Origin of the sequence: Arthrobacter dokdonellae, from assembly GCF_003268655.1 — a bacterium.
GTDB classification, from domain to species: domain Bacteria; phylum Actinomycetota; class Actinomycetes; order Actinomycetales; family Micrococcaceae; genus Specibacter; species Specibacter dokdonellae.
On record NZ_CP029642.1, the window covers coordinates 1,180,248 to 1,199,118 of the forward strand.

General features: G+C 65.9%; 17 protein-coding genes and 1 pseudogene. 6 read left to right on the plus strand and 12 right to left on the minus strand.

Annotated elements, in window-relative coordinates:
* Positions 1-69: 69 nt before the first annotated feature.
* Positions 70-1,530, plus strand: a complete 1,461-nt coding sequence (locus DMB86_RS05265) for a threonine/serine exporter family protein (protein ID WP_113719347.1) — start codon at positions 70-72, stop codon at positions 1,528-1,530.
* Between the two features lie 148 nt (positions 1,531-1,678).
* Here the strand turns inward: DMB86_RS05265 and DMB86_RS05270 are convergent, their stop codons facing one another.
* The gene (locus DMB86_RS05270; protein ID WP_418202302.1) at positions 1,679-2,533 is read right to left on the minus strand and encodes a siderophore-interacting protein; all 855 of its coding nucleotides are present in this window, start codon (positions 2,531-2,533) and stop codon (positions 1,679-1,681) included.
* An 83-nt stretch (positions 2,534-2,616) separates the two neighbouring features.
* Positions 2,617-3,372, minus strand: a complete 756-nt coding sequence (locus DMB86_RS05275) for a uracil-DNA glycosylase (protein WP_418202303.1) — start codon at positions 3,370-3,372, stop codon at positions 2,617-2,619.
* 249 nt (positions 3,373-3,621) lie between these two features.
* On the opposite strand from DMB86_RS05275, the gene DMB86_RS05280 reads away from it, so the two are divergent.
* Positions 3,622-3,840 (plus strand): DUF3263 domain-containing protein, encoded by a 219-nt coding sequence (locus tag DMB86_RS05280; RefSeq protein ID WP_418202319.1) that lies wholly within the window; start codon positions 3,622-3,624, stop codon positions 3,838-3,840.
* A 42-nt stretch (positions 3,841-3,882) separates the two neighbouring features.
* Positions 3,883-4,476 carry a LytR C-terminal domain-containing protein gene (locus DMB86_RS05285; protein ID WP_113716864.1) on the plus strand — a complete coding sequence of 198 codons (594 nt, stop codon included), beginning with the start codon at positions 3,883-3,885 and terminating at the stop codon, positions 4,474-4,476.
* A gap of 249 nt (positions 4,477-4,725) precedes the next feature.
* Here DMB86_RS05285 and DMB86_RS05290 read toward each other — a convergent pair whose 3' ends face one another.
* Positions 4,726-5,226: a TM2 domain-containing protein gene (locus DMB86_RS05290; RefSeq protein ID WP_113716865.1), complete on the minus strand. Its 501-nt coding sequence runs from the start codon at positions 5,224-5,226 to the stop codon at positions 4,726-4,728.
* Positions 5,227-5,657: 431 nt separating this feature from the next.
* Here DMB86_RS05290 and groL point away from each other — a divergent pair, with 431 nt between their 5' ends.
* Both groL and DMB86_RS05300 read left to right on the plus strand, forming a co-directional pair.
* On the plus strand, positions 5,658-7,301 hold the full coding sequence (gene groL / locus DMB86_RS05295; RefSeq protein ID WP_113716866.1) for a chaperonin GroEL: 1,644 nt from the start codon (positions 5,658-5,660) through the stop codon (positions 7,299-7,301).
* 233 nt (positions 7,302-7,534) lie between these two features.
* Positions 7,535-8,494, plus strand: coding sequence for a ribonuclease HI family protein (locus DMB86_RS05300; RefSeq protein WP_113716867.1), 960 nt, complete (start codon positions 7,535-7,537; stop codon positions 8,492-8,494).
* Between the two features lie 63 nt (positions 8,495-8,557).
* Here the strand turns inward: DMB86_RS05300 and DMB86_RS05305 are convergent, their stop codons facing one another.
* From DMB86_RS05305 to DMB86_RS05345, 9 genes and pseudogenes are all read right to left on the minus strand, one after another.
* Positions 8,558-8,851, minus strand: a complete 294-nt coding sequence (locus DMB86_RS05305) for a WXG100 family type VII secretion target (RefSeq protein WP_113716868.1) — start codon at positions 8,849-8,851, stop codon at positions 8,558-8,560.
* Between the two features lie 109 nt (positions 8,852-8,960).
* Positions 8,961-10,583 carry a sensor histidine kinase gene (locus DMB86_RS05310; protein ID WP_113716869.1) on the minus strand — a complete coding sequence of 541 codons (1,623 nt, stop codon included), beginning with the start codon at positions 10,581-10,583 and terminating at the stop codon, positions 8,961-8,963.
* Positions 10,584-10,588: 5 nt separating this feature from the next.
* Complete coding sequence (locus DMB86_RS05315; RefSeq protein WP_113719350.1) at positions 10,589-11,299, minus strand: response regulator transcription factor; 711 nt, start codon at positions 11,297-11,299, stop codon at positions 10,589-10,591.
* Positions 11,300-11,510: 211 nt separating this feature from the next.
* The gene (locus DMB86_RS05320; RefSeq protein ID WP_113716870.1) at positions 11,511-12,503 is read right to left on the minus strand and encodes a sulfatase family protein; all 993 of its coding nucleotides are present in this window, start codon (positions 12,501-12,503) and stop codon (positions 11,511-11,513) included.
* 38 nt (positions 12,504-12,541) lie between these two features.
* A pseudogene (locus DMB86_RS21595) lies at positions 12,542-12,790 on the minus strand (sulfatase-like hydrolase/transferase); the annotation flags it as partial.
* A 14-nt stretch (positions 12,791-12,804) separates the two neighbouring features.
* Complete coding sequence (locus DMB86_RS05330) at positions 12,805-14,232, minus strand: sulfatase family protein (protein WP_113716871.1); 1,428 nt, start codon at positions 14,230-14,232, stop codon at positions 12,805-12,807.
* 7 nt (positions 14,233-14,239) lie between these two features.
* Positions 14,240-15,157, minus strand: a complete 918-nt coding sequence (locus tag DMB86_RS05335; RefSeq protein WP_113716872.1) for a carbohydrate ABC transporter permease — start codon at positions 15,155-15,157, stop codon at positions 14,240-14,242.
* 9 nt (positions 15,158-15,166) lie between these two features.
* On the minus strand, positions 15,167-16,135 hold the full coding sequence (locus DMB86_RS05340; RefSeq protein WP_113716873.1) for a carbohydrate ABC transporter permease: 969 nt from the start codon (positions 16,133-16,135) through the stop codon (positions 15,167-15,169).
* Complete coding sequence (locus DMB86_RS05345) at positions 16,135-17,436, minus strand: ABC transporter substrate-binding protein (RefSeq protein ID WP_113716874.1); 1,302 nt, start codon at positions 17,434-17,436, stop codon at positions 16,135-16,137. The genes DMB86_RS05340 and DMB86_RS05345 overlap by 1 nt, the downstream gene beginning before the upstream one ends.
* Before the next feature lie 288 nt (positions 17,437-17,724).
* Here DMB86_RS05345 and DMB86_RS05350 point away from each other — a divergent pair, with 288 nt between their 5' ends.
* Positions 17,725-18,864 carry a GntR family transcriptional regulator gene (locus DMB86_RS05350; protein ID WP_227878610.1) on the plus strand — a complete coding sequence of 380 codons (1,140 nt, stop codon included), beginning with the start codon at positions 17,725-17,727 and terminating at the stop codon, positions 18,862-18,864.
* The last annotated feature ends 7 nt before the right edge of the window (positions 18,865-18,871 follow it).

Sequence of the window (18,871 nt, forward strand, 5' to 3'; positions counted from 1 at the left end):
ACGGGGCCGTCGGCGACGCGCGACGTTCCGGCGGCCGGGATGCAGCCCCGCGACGTTCCGGCAGCCGGGATGATCCCCAAGGTGCCGCTGCCGGCGGCACCGGCGGCACCGGCGGTGCCGCCGTCGCGCCCCAACAAGGCCGCGCGCACGGTGCTGCGCCGCCTGGTGCAGGGGGAGACCCCGCCCACCGCGCCCATGAACATCGTGGAGCGGCTTGCGGGCAGCCCGTACGCGAATCCCACCATCCAGGTGGGCCGGGCCGACGAATCGGCGCGGAAGACCATTGACTTTGCGCTGCGCATGGCCGAGACCATGTTCCGGTACGGCGCCGGCGCGCTGGAGGTGGAGACCTCCATCATTGCGGTCACGGCGGCCTTTGGCCTGCGCAACATCGAAGTGGACATCACCAACCAGTCCGTCATCCTCAACTACGCCCACCGCGACGGCGTCCCCATCACGCTGCTGCGCGTGGTCAGGTCCTGGACCAACAACTATGCCGGGCTCGTCCAGGTGCACGAGCTGGTCACGGACATTGTGACCGGCGGCGTGGCCCGGGACGACGCGTACCGGCGGCTGGACACCATCATCAAGCGGCCCAAGCCCTTTCCGCGCTGGATGGTGTCACTGGCCGAGGCCGTGTTTGCCGCCGCCGTGGTGGGTGTCATCGGCGGCAGCCCGTTTGGCATGGTCGTGGCCCTGCTGACCATCCTGCTGGCCGGACAGATTGCCCGGGTGCTGGGCAGGTGGCGGGTTCCGGACTTCTTCGTCACGGCCATCACGTCGTTCATCGTCACCATCGTGGCCCTGGTGTGCTTCATGTTCCACGTGCCGCTGAGCCCCTCGATGGTGGTCGCCGGCGGGATCCTGCTGCTGCTGCCCTCGGGGCGGCTCGTCTCCGCGGTGCAGGATGCGATCAACGGCTTCCCGGTCACGGCCGCCGGCCGGTTCCTCTCGGCGTTCCTGACGTTCGGTGCCATCGTCGCGGGCATCGCCGTCGCCCTGGTCAGTGCCTCCATGCTGGGCGGGAACCGGATCAACGTGGCGGAGCCGATCGTCGGCTCGCTGCCACTTTATCTGGTGCTGCCGCTCGTGGCCGTCGCGACGATCGCCATCTGCATCGCCGAGCAGACGTCGGTGCGGTTGCTGGTGCCCACGATGGCCGTGGCGCTGGCCGGCTATCTGGCGTACTACGGCGGCATGGAGCTGGGTCTGGGCGCGCGGTTTGCGCCCGCGCTGGCCGCGATCGTGGTGGGGATCCTGGCGCGTGTCATCTCACTGCGGCTGGGCGCCCCGCAGCTCGTGGTGGCCGTTCCGTCCATCATCTTCCTGCTGGTGGGCCTGTCCATCTTCCGCGCCATGTTCGTCATGACGCTCACGCCGGGAGACTCGGTGACCGGCGCCGTGGGCATCTTCAACGCGCTCGTGGTCATTTTGGCCGTGGCCGCCGGCGTGGTCCTCGGCGACAACATGGCCCGACCGCTCACCCGCCCCAGCGGGCAGAAGGACCGGCGCCGCAACCGCCGCCGCTGACCGGTTCCGTCCATCCGTTGAGGTTCGAGATAACCACCGATCGGACGCCGCGAATCGGTCGTTATCTCGAACCTCGACGGGGCGGGGCGTGGTGATCTCGAACCTCGACGGGGCGGGGCGTGGTGATCTCGAACCTCGACGGGGCGGCTCAGAGGATCTTGCCGACGGGCTGCTTCTTCTCCGCCTGGAAGTAGTCCTCGGTCCTGCCGTAGGCCCAGTAGCCGGAGAGCGAGACCTGACTGCGGGCCAGTCCGCGCTGCTTGAACAGGACGTCGCGGAGGGCTTTCATGTATTCACGTTCGCCGTGTATGAAGGCGTCGACTTCACCGTCCGGCCAGGTCCCGCCGGCAACGGCGTCCACCAGCTGCGTGCTTTGGGCCGGCGTGGCGCCGTTGCGAAACAGCCATGTCACCTCGACCCCTGCCGGCGCGGCCACAGGCTGGATGTCGTCCTCGGTGTCCACCTCGACATACGCGCGGCCTGCGGCGTCGGCGGGCAGCGCCTCGATGGCGGCGGCCATGGCGGGCAGAGCGGCCTCGTCGCCGGCAAACAGGTACCAGTCGGCGTCCGGGTTGGGCCGGTAGGCGCCGCCTGGGCCGGAGAAGATGATGCGGTCCCCGGGCGCGGCCGCCTCCGCCCACGGGCCGGCCAGGCCGGCGTCTCCGTGGATAACGAAGTCAATCGCGATCTCCCGGGCAGCCAGATCCACCCAGCGGACGGTGTAGGTGCGCGTTGCCGGCCACTGGTCCCGCGGCATGGACTCACGCAGCCCAAAGACATCCACCGGCTCCGCGTAGTCCACGCCGGGCTGCAGGAAGTGGATTTTCACGTACATGTCCGTGGCATCCTTGGCTTCAAAGGCGGCGAGCCCGGGCCCGCCCGCCACCACACGGACCATGTGCGGGCCGAGCTGCTCCTTGCGCACCACCGTCAGCGTGAATTGCGTCCGTCGCTTCACTGCCGGTGCAACGAGCGCTTCCTTGCCGGTGTCAGCGGAACTCACAAATCACTCCTGAGAAGAACGGCCGGCAGCTGAACCGGCATCACGTTAGGTAGCCCTTACCCTACCAGCGGGCGCCCCGTGTTTCAGGCGGGCAGCGCCCACTCGACTGGCACGCTGCCCTGCTCCTGAAGCATTGCGTTGATCCGGCTGAACGGCCGCGAGCCAAAAAACCCGCGCGACGCCGACAGCGGGCTCGGGTGTGCCGACTCAATGATGGCGGTGCCGGCCAGCAGGGGCTCAAGCTTTTGAGCGTCCCGCCCCCAGAGCACGCTCACCAGCGGCTGCTTCCGCGCGGCCAGGACCCTGATGACGGCCTCCGTCACGCCTTCCCAACCACGACGCCGGTGCGAGCCTGCCGCGCCCGGGGCCACCGTGAGCACGCGGTTGAGCAGGAGGACGCCCTGGGCCGCCCAGGCACTGAGGTCGCCGTGCGCTGCCGGGGCGATGCCGAGATCGTCCTGCAGCTCCTTGTAGATGTTGTTCAGGCTGCGCGGCAGCGGCCGGGTGGACCGGTCCACCGCAAACGCCAGGCCGACGGAGTGGCCGGGAGTGGGGTACGGATCCTGGCCCACCACCAGGACCTTCACACCGGCAAGCGGCGCGGCCAGGGCGCGCAGCACCCGGCTGGGCGGAGGCAGGAAGGAGGTCCCGGCGTCGTACTCCCGGCGCAGCATGAGTCCCAGGCCGCGAAGGGCTGGTTCCTCGGCGGCCAGGGCGCCGGCCCAGTCGGGGGCCAGCAGCGACAGCGGGTCGGCGCCCATCGTCTCCAGGGCACGCAGCTGGGCGGCATCCCAGGCGGCGGGGGAGGGGAGCTCGAAAAGGGCGGGGTTCGGGTCCATGCTTCCATTCTCGCCTCCCGGCCGCCGGACCAGCCTGGGGACTCGCGCCGGGGACGGGGCCGCGGCGGAATGACATGCGTGTGATTCGCCCTTATCATGGAGGAACGGGCCGCGTCCGCCGGGCGCCGCCGCACGTGAAGCCTGTATCTGGAGTTGAAGGAGTGTGCCGTGCCGCAAGCAGGATCGACACAGCCCTCACCCGAGGCAGGCCACTCCGGCGATTCCCGGCTGAGCGAGCGGGATGCCCGGATGCTCGCGCTGGAACGGCAATGGTGGAAGTATGCCGGGGCGAAGGAACAGGCCATCCGTGAGATGTTCGACCTCTCCGCCACCCACTACTATCAAATCCTCAATGCGTTGATCGACACGGAGGCCGCGCTGGAGCACGACCCCATGCTGGTGAAGCGGTTGCGTAGACTACGTACGTCGCGTCAAAAGGCCCGGACCGCACGCAGGCTCGGGCATTGACGCGCGCTTCCACTGCCTCACCCCCAAGGACAGCACTGCACCATGACTAAATACCCGCGGGACGAATTTGACCGTGTTCCGGAGAACTCTGCGCGCCACGGCGTCCACCGCGCCTCGCTCGAGGTTGCCACACGCAGTCTGGTGCCGGTGATGATCTTTGGTGTTGCCGCGCTATGCGTCGGCCTGCTGGCCTTCCTGATTGTGCCCAAGATCAGTGGGCAGGACACGGCCGTCAACGCGCCGACCAGCTCTACGGCCGCCACCGCGCCGGGCACTAAGGCCCCTGCGTCCGCCACGCCGAGCGCCGCGCCACGCACCACTGCGGTAAAGGCGCCGTCGCCCACGCCGACGCCCGGATCCGTGGTGGACAAGTCCACGCCTGTGGCGATCTTCAATGCCACGGGAATCGGCGGGCTCGCGGCGCAATACAGCGCAACGGCCACCAGCGACGGCTGGACGGTGTCACAGACGGGAAACTGGAACGGCGCGCCGCAATCGGTCTCCTCCATCATCTACAGCGGCCCGGCGCAGAAGGCCAACGCCGAGGCCCTGGGAAAGCTGCTGAACATCGCGACGCTGTTGGACTCCGCGGAGATGGGGATCCCGCTGACCATCGTGCTCGGCCCGGGGGCTTAATACCCGCCCCGTTCGCCCTGTCCAGCCCGTGCAGGCTGTCCAGCCCGTCCAGGCTGGTGGCTGGCGGGCGACCGGTCGGCGACGGCGTGGGGGCGGCTGGAAGCGCCGAGATGCAACTGTGGCAAGTTCGGTGGGTTCCGCCGACGCCGGGAGTACAGATGAGGCGGGCAACTCGGGTAGTTGCCCGCCTCATCTGTACTCTCGGCGACTCTCGGCGCGAATTTTGTGTGTCAGTCCCTGATTTGTGTGTCAGTCCCTGAGGGGAACGCCTCTGGCGTCGGTGCGGAAGCCCTCATTGCCGACCAGGATCAGGATGCCCTCGATGAGCCCCCAAATGGCCATGGCCCACGCGAGAAAGCCGACGCTTAGGACAGAGACGAGCAGCTGGATCAGGGCCTTTTTGGTGAAGCCCAGGTAAAAGTTGTGGATGCCGAGGCCGCCGAGCAGGATGCCCAGGACGCCCGCCGCGACCTTCGACTTCTGCCCGCCATACTGCTGACCGTAGGCGGGCTGCTGGTACTGCTGCTGATACGGCTGCTGGTACGGCTGCTGCTGCCACCCCTGCTGCTGGCCCGGAAATGCGGTGGGCACCTGCTCCACCGGCTGCTGGTACGCAGGAGGACCAAAGCCCGGCGCGGATGGCTGCTCCGGCACGTCATAACCAGCGGGAACCGGCCCAACCTTGGGCTCACCGGCGACGGAATGGCCGGACGGGTCGGAAGGATTGCCGGTGCTTGGGTTCTCAGTCATGGCGGGCTCCTTGGAGTCACGATAGTTCGGCGTGCCGGCGCTCCCGGCATCGGTACACGGCGTGCAGGCGCCCCGTTCGGACATTCTTCGATTAACGCTAGCCGCTAATTCCAAACGGCGGAAGCATTCGAGCGGCACGGCGGCATCCGTCCCTGCACCGGCAGCGCCGTCGGTGTGTTCGCCCGCAGCACACATCGAGACACCGCGCTTGCACTCTCGGGTGCCGAGTGCTAATTATTGACTTAGCACTCTGAGGCGGTGACTGCTAGATCCTAGCCAGCCATCCGCCGTCGGAGGTCAACAACTTTCCTCTCGTGGTGAGGATTCCGGGGCAGGCGTGAAAGAGATCGCCGGCACCGATTCCGTCCGTCGCGGGCACCATTGGGGGAACCTGAGTCCATAATGACTGTCCCGAAAGGACTGAAGCCTACATGGCCAAGATCATTGCATTCGATGAAGAGGCACGCCGCGGCCTTGAGCGTGGGTTGAACATCCTCGCCGACGCCGTCAAGGTCACCTTGGGGCCGCGCGGCCGCAACGTGGTCCTCGAAAAGAAGTGGGGCGCCCCCACGATCACCAACGATGGTGTTTCCATCGCCAAGGAGATCGAGCTGGACGATCCCTACGAGAAGATCGGCGCCGAGCTGGTCAAGGAAGTTGCCAAGAAGACGGACGACATCGCCGGTGACGGCACCACCACGGCCACCGTGCTGGCCCAGGCGCTGGTCAAGGAAGGCCTGCGCAACGTCGCAGCCGGAGCCGACCCGCTCTCGCTCAAGCGCGGCATCGAGAAGGCCGTCGCGGCCGTCATCGACCAGCTGCTCGTCTCCGCCAAGGAAATTGAGACCAAGGAAGAGATTGCGGCCACGGCCTCCATCTCCGCCGGTGATCCCGAGATCGGTGCACTCATTGCCGAAGCTCTGGACAAGGTTGGCAAGGAAGGCGTCATCACGGTCGAGGAGTCCAACACCTTCGGCCTGGAGCTGGAGCTCACGGAAGGCATGCGCTTCGACAAGGGCTACATCTCCGCCTACTTTGTCACCGACACCGAGCGCCAGGAAACGGTTCTTGAAGACCCGTACATCCTGATCGTCAACTCCAAGATCTCCAACGTCAAGGACCTCGTTGCGGTCCTCGAGAAGGTCATGGCGTCCAACAAGCCGCTGCTGATCATCGCCGAAGACGTTGAAGGCGAAGCACTGGCCACGCTGATCGTGAACAAGATCCGCGGCCTGTTCAAGTCGGTCGCCGTCAAGGCACCGGGCTTCGGCGACCGCCGCAAGGCCCAGCTGGCAGACATCGCCATCCTTACCGGTGGCCAGGTCATCGCCGAGGAAGTCGGCCTGAAGCTGGAAAACACCACGCTCGACCTGCTCGGCAAGGCCCGCAAGGTCGTTGTCACCAAGGACGAGACCACCATCGTTGAAGGTGCCGGCGAAGCCGACGCCATCGCTGGCCGCGTGGCCCAGATCCGCGCCGAGATCGAAAACTCCGATTCCGACTACGACCGCGAGAAGCTGCAGGAACGCCTGGCCAAGCTGGCCGGCGGCGTTGCAGTCATCAAGGCCGGAGCCGCAACCGAAGTTGAGCTCAAGGAACGCAAGCACCGCATCGAAGATGCTGTCCGCAACGCCAAGGCTGCTGTGGAAGAAGGCATCGTCCCCGGCGGTGGCGTTGCCCTCATCCAGGCCGGCGTCAAGGCATTCGAAGGCTTGAACCTGACCGGCGACGAGGCCACTGGCGCCAACATCGTCAAGGTCGCCATCGATGCCCCGATGAAGCAGATCGCCTTCAACGCCGGCTTCGAGCCCGGCGTGGTTGTCGACAAGGTCCGCGGCCTGCCCGTCGGCCACGGCCTGAACGCCGCGACCGGCGTGTACGAAGACCTGCTGGCTGCCGGCGTCAACGACCCGGTCAAGGTGACCCGTTCCGCACTGCAGAACGCGGCCTCCATTGCAGGCCTGTTCCTCACCACCGAAGCCGTTGTGGCCGACAAGCCCGAAAAGGCTGCACCGGCCGGTGGCGGCGACGACATGGGCGGCATGGGCGGCATGGGCGGCATGGGCGGCTTCTAGTCCCCACGCCCTCCCCGATGCTGGTTCGCTAGCGAACCAGCATCGGGGCCCCTCGGGCGCGGGGCCCATATGTGGGTGGTGCCTTGGGTGCCCGGAGTCACCCAGGCGCCTTGGGCGCACATGTGGGTTGGCGCCTTGGGTGCCTGGAATCACCATAGCGAAAGGCACCCCTGCCACACCGGCGGGGGCGCCTTTGGCGTTTAAGGGTCGGAAACTTCTGAAAGTATGTGGACATGACAATTGTTGCGGCAGCCGATGGTTCGGCTTTGGGAAATCCCGGCCCCGCCGGCTGGGCCTGGTACGTGGACGAAACCTGCTGGCGTGCCGGAGGCTGGCCACACGGCACGAACAACATGGGCGAGCTCATGGCCGTGCTGGACCTTTTCCACTCCACCGCGCACCTGCCCGAGGAACCGCTGCACATCCTGTGCGACAGCCAGTACGTCATCAACTGCATCACCAAATGGATGCCAGGCTGGAAGCGCAAGGGCTGGCGTAAGGCTGATGGCAAGCCCGTGCTCAACGTGGACCTCCTGAAGGATATCGACGCCGCCATCGTCGGCAGGAAATACACGTTCGAGTGGGTCAAGGGCCACGCCGGGCACGACCTCAACGAGGCGGCCGACGACCGCGCCCGCGATGCCGCCACCGCCTACCAGGCCAAGCGCGCACCCATCCATGGGCCGGGGTTTGCCGGCGCCGGACCCGGAAGGGCGCCCATGAACCCCGCCGCGGCGGCAGGCCCCGCCACGGGAGCCACGCGCGCCCCGGAGCCGGCGGACATTCCGGAGCAGCCTGACTTGTTTTCCATGTTCGACGACGGCCCCGATCCTGCCTTTCCGCCGGGTCCGGACGCATCACTGCGCGCCGTGGTGGAACTGGAGCGGGAACTGTTGGACCCGGCGGTGCGGGCGGACCCCCTCCGGGCCGGGGAACTGTTGCACCCCGACTTCGAGGAGATTGGCGCGTCCGGGCAGCGGTGGTCGCGCCAGGAGGTCCTGGGCATGTTCTGCGAGGCGGAGGCGGCCGACGCGAGCCTGGAGGTCCTCACGCTGAACCGCCTCGATGCCGCCACGGCCCTGCTGACGTACCGCAGCGTTGACCGGCGGGGGACCGCGCTGCGCAGTTCCATCTGGCAGCGCGAGAACGGCCGTTGGCAGGTCCGGTTCCATCAAGGCACTCTCGAAGCGTAGTGCGGGCGGCGTGCCTTGCTGCGTGCTGCCTGGCGGGTCGTAGTCCGCGCCGGGCCGCCGCCGTCAGCGCGCGGTGAACATCCGGGCGTTCGCGTCCTCCGCTTGGGCGTATTGCGTTGCGGCCATGGACAGGGCCGAGTTGATGCTTTCCAGGGAGGCCTCCACCTTGACTTGGGTGGCGTGCCACTCCTGAAGCAGTGACTGGAAGTTGGTGGCTGCCGCGCCGGTCCAGGTGGATTGCAGGTCCATGAGGTTGCGCTTCATGCCGTCGACCTCCATCCTGATGCGGTCCACCGAACCCTTCACTGCCGTGCTCTTGAGGGCCAGATCGTCGCTGTTGACGTTGAATTGCGGCATGGGTGACTCCTGCAGGTTGGGTTCCACCGGGTGGAATGCTGGTTGGTGCACTTCACGTTAGGACCCACGCTGGCGGCCCACCAGTGCCTGGGCGGCGTTTGTGGGCCCGTCAGTCCCGCGGGCCGCCTGTGGAGGGCGGATTGCCCTGCCTTCCGGTCCGGTCCGCAGCCGGCTCCGCACTCCTGGCCTCAGTCGTTCCCGGGCCGCGGGGCGCCTGCAGCGGCACGGGAGGGACGGCACGGTCAGCTGGCGGCGCGTCCCGGGTCCCGGCGTCGTCCGGTTCCTCAAAGGGGAGCTCGATGGACATGGTGGCGCCGCCGCCGGGCGTCTGCTCCACGCGCACGGTCCCATGGTGGGAGGCCACGATGGCGGCGACGATCGCCAGGCCCAGCCCGCTGCCGCCAGTGTTCCGGTCCCGGGAGGAATCCGCCCGGTAAAAGCGTTCGAAGATCCGCGGGGCTTCCTCCGCGGAGATGCCGGGGCCGTGGTCGCGGATCTTGATGACCGAGGTTTTCCGGCCGTCGGACTGGCGCGTTCCGACCATGATTTCCACCGGTGAGCCCGCGGGGGTGTAGCGCAGGGCGTTGCCCATGAGGTTTGCCACCACCTGGCGCAGCTTGGCCTCGTCGCCGACCGTCGGCGCTGGCATCCCGGCGCCCCCGTCCAGGCCGACCACGGAGAACACACGGTCCCGCGCAGAGGCCCGGGCGTCCAGGACGGCGTCATGGCCGATGATCAGCAGGTCCACGGGCTTGAGCAACAGCGGGCGCTGTTCGTCGATGCGCGCCAGCATGAGCAGGTCCTCGACGAGCTCGCCCATGCGCTTGGCTTCGCTCTCAATGCGGCCCATGGCCGTTCCGACGTCGTCGGGGGTCTGCAGCGCGCCGTGGCGGTACAGTTCGGAAAAGCCGCGGATGGTGACCAAGGGCGTGCGCAGTTCGTGGGAAGCGTCCGCAACAAAGCGGCGCATGCGCGTTTCGGATGCCGTGCGCGCGGCAAACGCATGCTCGATGTGGGCCAGCATGGTGTTCAGGGAGCCGGAGAGCCGGCCAACCTCGGTGGACGGGTTTTCAATGTCGACACGGCGGGAGAGGTCGCCGGCGGCAATGGCGGCTGCGGTCTTTTCCACCCTGCTCAGCGGCCGGAACGAGCGGCTGACAGTCCAGTAGGCGATCATCGTGCCCAGCGTGATGGCCAGGATGGCAACGCCGGTAATGACGATCGCCAGCCGCTCCATGGTGGTGTTCAGGTCTTCATAGGGCAGGCCCACCACGACGTAGCCGGTGTAGAGGCGCTTGGCTCCGAGCGAATCCGTGATCTGGAAACTTTGGGGGGCGATGACGGTGATGCGCCAGGGCGCGCCGCCGTCCGTGCTGGGCACCGTGAACTTTTTTCCGTTCAGGGCCATGGCCTGGGGCATGGAATTCAGCGGATAGACCGGCTTGTCGTTGCCTTGGCGGTTCTGGTCAGCCAGGGCGCCGTCCAGATAGTGGAAGCCCACGTAGTAGTCAAAACCAAAGGGGGACTGCCCGGTGCTTTGGGTATCCACCGTGCCGATCCCGACGATTGACCGTTGGAAGGTGGTCAGCTGCGAATCCAGCTGGTCTTCCAGGAACGTGTGCAGCAGGAGGAACGTTGTGGCGCCGAGTGCCAGCAGCGAAAGCGCCAGCAGCGCGCTGATGATCGCCACCAGCTGAGAGCGCAGCGATGCGTTCTTCCACAACGTGATCAAGGCAGCTAGCGCTTGTCGGCTGTCCGCAGCACGTAGCCCACGCCGCGCTTGGTCTGGATCAGTGCGGGCAGCGAGGCGTCGGTGTCCACCTTTCGGCGCAGGTAGGAAATGTAGGACTCCACAATGGAGGCATCGCCGTTGAAGTCGTATTCCCAGACGTGGTCCAGGATCTGCGCCTTGGACAGCACCCGGTTGGGGTTGAGCATCAGGTAGCGCAGCAGCTTGAACTCGGTGGGCGAGAGTTCCACGGTCTTGCCGGCGCGGCGCACCTCGTGGGCGTCGTCGTCGAGCTCCAGGTCGGCCACGCGCAGCACGGCGTCGTCGTCCTCCATGGGCTGGGTGCGGCGGAGCACGGCGCGGATGCGCGCCACCACCTCGTCCAGGCTGAAGGGCTTGGTCACGTAGTCGTCGCCGCCGACCGTCAGGCCCGTCACCTTGTCCTCGGTGTCGTCCCGCGCGGTCAGGAACAGGACAGGGAAGTGCCTCCCGGCAGCACGCAGGCGCCGCGTGACGGTGAACCCGTCCATGTCCGGCAGCATGACATCCAGCACCGCAAGGTCTGGGTTGTGCTCCTCAGCCGCGGCCAGGGCCTCGCGGCCGTTGGCGGCAGCGACCACTTCAAACCCGGCGAACCGGAGGGAAGTGGAGAGCAGTTCGCGAATGTTGGGCTCGTCGTCAACAACGAGCAGCTTTGCTTCAGGTCCGGTCTTCTTCACCATATAAGTCTCCGACCATTGGCTGGGAATAAGCTGGCTATTCCGTGGATAAGTTCTGCCAGCTTACGCCCAGCAGGCTCCCAGAGACCAGCGGCGAACGGTCTAGGACCGCTCCCCGCTGGTCTTCGCCGCAGGCGGCCCGAACGACGGCGGCGCCCACCCTTTGCCGGGTGCGCGCCGCTTTCGCCCCCGGGGACGGAGCCGGGCGCGGTCAGTAGGGAACGGCGAAGATATCCTTCCGGACGTGGGTGGGTGCGGACGACGGCAGGACCAGCTTTTTCAGGAAGGCCGTGTCTTTGTGTTCCAGGGCCCAGTCCAGCAGGTGCCCGCGCATCGCCTCGAGCACCCGCGCCTGGGAAGACTCGACGGCAAGGTTGCGTTGCTCCCCGGGATCGGCCATGAGATCGTGCAGCTGCTCCCGGTGCAGCCCCCAGCTGTAGACGGTGTACTTGAACCTGCCCTTGATCAAGGCTCGGCCGGTGGTCTGCGGCTTCGAGCCCGATTCAAACAGTGTCTGCACCACCACCGCGTCCGGCTGCCCATCCAGCAGGGACCGGCATGCAAGGCCCGGTGGCGGCGAAATCCCGGCCACCTGGCACAACGTGGGGAGAAGGGCCAGGACACCGGCCACGGGGGTGTCGACGGTGCCCGGCGCCCGGCCGGGCGCGTGCACCAGCAGCGGGACCCGGATGCATTCCTGGTGCAGGGCCGTCTTCTGGTTCCACCCGTGCGAGGCGTCCCCGTCACCGTGGTCGCTGAGGAAAACGACAGTGGTCTTGGCCAGGTCAATGGACTCCAGCAGCCGCCCGATGCGCCCATCGACCCGCTCGACGAGATGCGCGTAGGCCCCGCGGTACCGGCGCCAGTCGTCGGGGGTATAGTCCCGTGTGCCGTACATCCGCTCCGCAGCCCCGGCCTCCGTGCGCAGGGCCGCGGGGGAGTATGGCGCCCGGAGATGGTTCGCCGGCAGAGGTGGGGTGTCTTCCACAGGGCAGGCGGGAACGTCACCGTAGGGCATGGGCTGTGAGCGGGCGTATTCACAGATCGTGTGGGGGTCGTCGAAGGATGCCACCAGCAGGTACGGCCTGTCCGTGGCGCGGGCGCCCAGCCATTCGGCGCAGGCCTCTGCCAGCCCTCGTCCCCAAACGGGTGGATGGGCGCGAAGCCGTCCAGGGCGGTTGCGCTGGCTTGCTGCGCATGCCATTTCCCGGCGTAGGCGCAGTCGTAGCCGGCGGCGGCAAACCAGTGACCCAGGGATGCCGGGGCGTGCCCCGGCTCCGTTTTCCCCTTGGCGTTGGACAGGATGCCCAGCTCGTGGGGGTAGCGTCCGGTGACCATCGCGCTTCTGGCCGGCACGCACAACGGAAAGGGTGTGTACGCCTGCGTGTAGGACACCGACGCCGCCGCCAGGCGGTCCAGGTTGGGGGTGCGGAAGTGCGCGTCCGTGTCCCTGGACCGGTGGACGGCGTGGGCGGCGAACTGGTCCGCCATGATCACCAGGATGTTCACGCGCGTCCCGCCAGCGCCGCGAGGGCCGCTTCCCCCGGCCACGTTTGCGACGCATCGGCCAGGGCGGCCTGGAGCGCCGCGGCGTGGTCCATGGTCCCTTCCTCGTCGTCGACGGGTTCGAGTTCATAGGGGTCCCGGACCAAGTCGTACAGGGTCGTGGAGAGCCCGTCGCGCTCGTTGAAGCGGGCAATGAACTTTTCCATGGCGGTCCGCAGGCCGCGCACATGGTGCTCGGTTTCGTCCCGGGCGTAATAAAAGTACAGGGCCGCCGCCGACGGCGCGACGTCCCGTCCGGCGTCGTCCGTTCCGTCCTGCAAAAGGGCCGCGGAAACGTCCGTGCCCTGCATTTCGGCAGGCACCTGGCCACCACAGCCCAGCAGGCCCAGGAGTGTGGGGGCGATGTCCACGCTGCACAGCCCCACGCCGGAGGCCGTGGCGGGGTCGCGGCGCAGCCTGCCTGGCCACTGCATGACGAAGGGGATCCGCATGGACTCCTCATACGGCACGTTCTTGTACAGGAGTCCCTGGCTGCCCATCTGCTGGCCGTGGTCAGAGGTAAAGACCACCAGGGTGTCCTGCGTGAGGTCCAGCTCGTCGAGGGTCTGGAGCAGGCGCCCCACCTGGGCATCGATGGCGCTGACGGCCGCGTAGTACAGCGGGGCGATTTCTGCCGCCTCGCGCCCGGCATCCGAGTCGAGGTCCACGTTGGGGCGGTTGAGCAGCTCCGACGGTGACATCGCAGAATAGCTGGTGTCATGGCCAACCGGGAGCTGGTCAAAGGGCTGGTGTGGCGGGTTCCAGGACACGGCAAGGGCGAACGGAGCGCGGTCCGGGCCGCGGGCCACGCTCCGGTGCAGGAAGTCGATGGCCACGTCCGTTTCGTGGGCCGCCGACCAGCCCTGGATGTCCAGGCGCTCGTTCCGGGCAGCGTTCCCCGTCCAATAATGGGGGGAGAGATGGTTGTCACAGCAGCCGTAGGAGTACCAAAAATCAAAGCCGTGGCGGCGGTCGGTGGGGGAGTAGGCATCCCAGTAGCGGCCGTCGTCGAGGGGGCCGGTGCCATAGATGGCATCCGCGGGCAGGGGCGCCTCCAAATGCCACTTGCCGATGTAGCCGGTGCGGTAACCGGCGCCCCGCAACACCGCGGCCCATGAGGGGGCATCGGGGCGCAGGCCCACGCCCCACTCCGCGGTTTCGGAATTCACGTTATGGGTCACCCCATTGAAGGACGGGTACTGCCCGCTCATCATCATGGCCCGGTGCGGGCTGCACACAGGATAGTTGCTGACCGCCTGCTGCAGGGAAAGTCCGCGTTCCGCCATGGCATCAAGAAAGGGTGTGGAAACAGCGTCGCCGCCCGGTTCCAGGCACATGGCCCGGAACTGGTCGGCGACGAGGAACAACACATTGGGGTTGTTTTGCATAGGTATGCTATTTCCCCATTCCCAGGGTCAGGCCCTCCGTAAGGCGGCGTCCCAACCAGATGTAGATGAGTAGCATGGGCAGGATCACGATGCACAGGCCCGCGAACAGTCCGCCCCAGTTGGCGCCGGAGTACGTCTGCTGCTGCACAAACGAGATCAAGGCAACCGGCAGTGTGTACTTTTCCGTGCTTTGGAGCAGGGTCAAGGCCAGCAGGGTTTCATTCCAGTTCCCCACAACGATCAGCACAAAGGCGGTCAGAATGCCACCCTTGGCCAGAGGCAGGGTGACCTGGACGAAGGTGCGCAGGGGCGTGGCGCCGTCGAGCGCCGCCGCTTCCTCCATTTCAACGGGCAGGCTGCGGAAGAAGGCCGTCAGCAAAAACACGGTGAACGGCATCGACAAGCCGATGTACACGAGGTTCAGACCGATCAGGCTGTCCGTCAGGTGTACCTGGTTCAGCATCACAAAGAGCGGGATCAGGATGACCTGCACAGGGATGCCAAGCCCCAGGATGAAGTACATGCTCAGGCCCTCGGTGAGACGGTTTTCCACGCGGCCGAGGTAATAGGCGGCAGGTGCGGCAACAGCCACGCAGACGAAGGAGGAAACCGCCGTTGTCACCACGCTGTTAAGCGTGGCCAAGGCGAAACCGCTGACGTTCCAGGCCGTGACGAAATTGTCCAAGTTGAACGCCGTGGGCATGCCCCAGGGATTGGCAAGGATTGCATGGGTGTCGCGGAAAGACTGCACGACAATCCACACGAGCATGGCGATGAACGCCACCACCACTGCCCACAGCACGAAGACTCCAATGCTTCGCAGCAGGTTGTGATCGGCCTGCATGGCGGGACTGACGCCGGCGCGGTTCTTTTTGCGGCGAACCGGCGCCGGGGCGGCGTTCTCGGACGGGATAAGGGTGGTCATGAGTAGTCCTTAGAATTCAATGGCGTCGCGACGCATGACGCGGCGCAAGAGCACAACCAGCACCGATACCAAGGCCAGGGAGATGATCGCGGAGGCCGTGGCCGCACCGTAGGCCGGGGTGGATTCACCGGAAAACGCCGTGACATACGTGTACACGGCCGTGCTCCAGGTTTGGGTGGGTGGCAGGCCTGCCCCGCTGCTGCCGCCAAAGACCCAGATGATCTCGAAGATCTTGACGGAGGAAATGGTCCACAGCACGGCGCACGTGCCGAACACGTCCCACGTCAGCGGCAGAATGACGTACCTCAGGCGCTGGAAGGCTGTGGCACCGGCAAGGGCGCAGTCCTCGTAGAAATACGGTGGGATTCGGTCCACACCGGCCATGATGATGGTGGTGAAGTAGCCGGTGGTGGTGATCACCATGGTGAGCATGATCAATGGAAAAAGGTTGTCAGGGGACAGCCATGCCGGCGGATTCGTGACGCCGAAGGGCTTGAGGAGGGAGTTCACCATGCCCCCCGGGTTGAAGATGAAGCCGGCCAGGATGCCAAAGACCAAGGCATTGATCAGGTGCGGGAAGAAAATCACGTTGCGGGCAATCTTCTTGGCGGCCATGTCCCGAAGGACAAGGGTCATCAGGAAGGCCAGGATAAAGATGGCCAACCCCACCACAACCAAAAGAAGCAATGTGTTGCCAAAGGACCGCACGAACAGCGGGTCGTGGAAGACCTGGATGTAGTTCTTGAAGCCCACGAACGTCATGGGGCCGGAGCCGGCCCAATTGTTGAGACTGATCCAGACAGCGGCGATCGAGGGGATGATGAAAAAAAGCGAGTAAAGGACAAAAGCTGGCCCGACGAACGGTACCAGAAGCTTGCGTCGCTGGCGGTCCATGATGCTGCCGCCCTGCCCGCCCCGCCCCGGCTTGGAAGCCGGGGCGGGGTTGCGACGGGTGCGCTTGAGGGTCGGGGCTGACATTAGCCCTGGGCCTTCCAGTAGGCGATGGTCTTCGCCTTCATCTGGGAGACAAACTGTGCGGCGTCAATCTTGCCGCTGAACAGCTCGTCGTCGGTGGGGTTGAAGTTCTTTTCCATGTAGCCGGCGTAGGTGACGCCGTCGTTGCCCATGTAGATTTCGGAGGCGTCGGCGATGGTCTTGCTGACCGAGGCGAGCTCCGGCGAGACGGTGGCGTCTGCCCGCACGGGCAGGGTCTTGGCTACGGTTCCGATGGCGTCCTGGTACTTCTTGGTCATCAAGAACGCGGCCAGCTTCTGCGCGACGCTGGGGTTCTTTGCCTTCTTGGGAATGGCGAAGCCGACGAAGTCAACGCGTGCCATGGTGGGCTGGCCGGCCGTGTTCGGGTACGGGAAGGACGCGTATTTGAAGCCGGGCGAGGCATACGAGCCGGTCTCCGTGGGGATCCAGGAGCCGTTGAAGAGCAGATCTGCACCGCCGGTGGCCCAGGCCTGCTGCTGCGCAGGCCACTTGCTGGCGTTGTAGCCCTTGATCAGGTATCCGTTGTCAACGATTTGCTGCACCGTCTTGGCTGCGGCCAGCACTGCGGGGGAGTCCCAGCCAGCGCCGGTCTTGTCCGCGGCAATCTTGGCGAACGCGCCGGGGCCTTCGGCATGGACCAATGCACTGACGAACCAGTAGGCGTTGTAGCCGGCGATGTCAGCATCGGCGGCCAACGGTGTCTGACCGGCGGCCTTTTCCTTGTTCATGAGGGCCGCGAGAGCGTCCCAGGAAGTCGGGGGGCTCGTCACCAGGTCCGGGTTCTTGGCGGCGTTGAACCAAATGCCGTCCGAGGAGAGGCTGTAAGGCACCATCCACGGCTGGCCGCTGGAGTCCTTGATGTTGTTCACGGCCAGGAACTTGGCCGGAATCTGGGCCGAAAGCTTCTTGCCGTCGACCGCTGAGTCGTAGGCCGGCTGCATTGACAGGGCCTGGCCGGTGTTCCCCAACGCGATGGCAAGGTTGGACTCGGAGCCGTCAATGATGTCCGGGACGTTGTTGGTGTTCAGCGCCGGAATGATCTTCTTGGTGTTGGTGCGGCCCTGCCACTGGACGTTGATCGTGTCACCGGTCTGCTTTTCAAAATCCGCGATGGCGCCTGCAATCACCTTTTGCTGGGGCTCGCCAACCTTCCACATCGACCAGTACGTTGCTGTTTTGCTGTCGGAAGAATTGGCGCCGGTGGTACCGCTGCAGGCCGTCAGTGCGAGTGTGGCTGCGGCCACCACTGCCAAGGTCTTGGTATACCTAAATCTTGTACTCATGGGGGACACCTCTTGAAATAGTTGTGCCGCAGGTCACGGCCTAGTGACATGACTCAATCAGTGGTTAAAGGTAGGAATCAAGGAGTAATTCGGAGACGATATTGTTATCGATCACAGAATGTTCCGATGTCGACTCACAGTCCATGCCCGTGCTGGTGCGGATTTGTCGTATTGCTCGTGTTGGCTAAGGCCGGTGTTCGCATCGATGCGATATTGTTCCCCAATTCATCCTTTATTCATCTTGTAATGATTTGGCAGACTGGCCGGGATGCACCGTGAAAGGAAGCAGTGAGTGTGAATCCAGCCCCGAGAAGAATCCGTGACGCAGACGCACGGGACCTGAAATTCCGGTCCCTCGCCGCGGACATCCGCCGCGGCATCATGGCGGGCACCTGGGCCGCCGGGGCCAAACTTCCCACGGAGGCCCAGCTGGCCGCTGAAACCGGGCTGTCCCTGACAACCGTCCGCCGGGCATTTGACGACCTGGTCCAGGAAGGGCTCGTGGTGCGTCGACAGGGCGCGGGCAGCTTCGTGGCACAGCGCCAGCCCGTCCGGCGGCGCTCACGCCTGACGGTGGGCGTGCTGTTGCCGGATACACAGCTCTACTACCCGCGGGTGTTGCAAGGGATCGAGGAAACCCTCTCTGCCCAGGACGTCAGCTTGCAGCTTGCAACCTACAATTACGTTCCCGAACGGGAAGACTCCAGTATCGAATTCCTTGTTGATTCCGGGGTGGACGGGTTGATCCTGGTGCCCACCCTGACGGGGATCGACAACCCCCAGCAGCGTGTCACGGATCTGATGTCACTGAAGGTGCCGGTGGTGCTGCTTGAGCGAAGCCTGACAGACCTGGGCCCCGGCGACCGGACCGAGCACGTTTGTTCGGACCACCAGGGCGGGGCCTACGATGCCGTGCAGCATCTTCACGGACTTGGCCACCCCCGGGTATCCCTGCTGACACGCTCCGAAACCCCCACCGAGGCGGCCATTGTGGCCGGCTACCAGAGGGCGGCCGCCGACCTCGGCTTTGAGCCGCAGATACACCGCGTGCCCCGGCAGGACTGGGAGAACGGGGCCCCAGACAGGCTCATGGTCGAGTTGTCCCAGAGCGGGGCCAGCGCGGCCTTGGTCTTTGGGGACAGGGAAGCGACGTTGCTGGAGGCTGCCGCCCGTCGTGCCGGTGTTCGCATACCGGAGGACCTGGCGTTGGTCTCCTACGACGACGAAATGGCAGATCTGGCCGAGGTGCCCCTGACAGCTGTTTCGCCGGCAAAACACAGGATGGGCAAAATGGCCGCCGAGATCCTGCTGCGGCGCCTTGCCGAGGGCGATGACTGCCCCATCCATCAAGTGCGGCTTCGGCCCCGCCTGGTGATCAGGGAATCTTGCGGTGCCACATGGCAATCCGCACACAACGAACAGGAATGAGCTGAAC

Excerpts from the sequence above, each read along its gene's own strand:
- DMB86_RS05300 (WP_113716867.1), top strand. The coding sequence starts at position 7,535 with ATGACAATTGTTGCGGCAGCCGATGGTTCGGCTTTGGGAAATCCCGGC.
- DMB86_RS05290 (WP_113716865.1), bottom strand. The coding sequence starts at position 5,226 with ATGACTGAGAACCCAAGCACCGGCAATCCTTCCGACCCGTCCGGCCAT.
- DMB86_RS05265 (WP_113719347.1), top strand. The coding sequence starts at position 70 with ATGATCCCCAAGGTGCCGCTGCCGGCGGCACCGGCGGCACCGGCGGTG.
- DMB86_RS05345 (WP_113716874.1), bottom strand. The coding sequence starts at position 17,436 with ATGAGTACAAGATTTAGGTATACCAAGACCTTGGCAGTGGTGGCCGCA.
- DMB86_RS05285 (WP_113716864.1), top strand. The coding sequence starts at position 3,883 with ATGACTAAATACCCGCGGGACGAATTTGACCGTGTTCCGGAGAACTCT.
- DMB86_RS05280 (WP_418202319.1), top strand. The coding sequence starts at position 3,622 with ATGCTCGCGCTGGAACGGCAATGGTGGAAGTATGCCGGGGCGAAGGAA.
- DMB86_RS05305 (WP_113716868.1), bottom strand. The coding sequence starts at position 8,851 with ATGCCGCAATTCAACGTCAACAGCGACGATCTGGCCCTCAAGAGCACG.
- DMB86_RS05335 (WP_113716872.1), bottom strand. The coding sequence starts at position 15,157 with ATGACCACCCTTATCCCGTCCGAGAACGCCGCCCCGGCGCCGGTTCGC.
- DMB86_RS05340 (WP_113716873.1), bottom strand. The coding sequence starts at position 16,135 with ATGTCAGCCCCGACCCTCAAGCGCACCCGTCGCAACCCCGCCCCGGCT.
- DMB86_RS05330 (WP_113716871.1), bottom strand. The coding sequence starts at position 14,232 with ATGCAAAACAACCCCAATGTGTTGTTCCTCGTCGCCGACCAGTTCCGG.
- DMB86_RS05320 (WP_113716870.1), bottom strand. The coding sequence starts at position 12,503 with ATGGCATGCGCAGCAAGCCAGCGCAACCGCCCTGGACGGCTTCGCGCC.
- DMB86_RS05275 (WP_418202303.1), bottom strand. The coding sequence starts at position 3,372 with ATGGACCCGAACCCCGCCCTTTTCGAGCTCCCCTCCCCCGCCGCCTGG.
- groL (WP_113716866.1), top strand. The coding sequence starts at position 5,658 with ATGGCCAAGATCATTGCATTCGATGAAGAGGCACGCCGCGGCCTTGAG.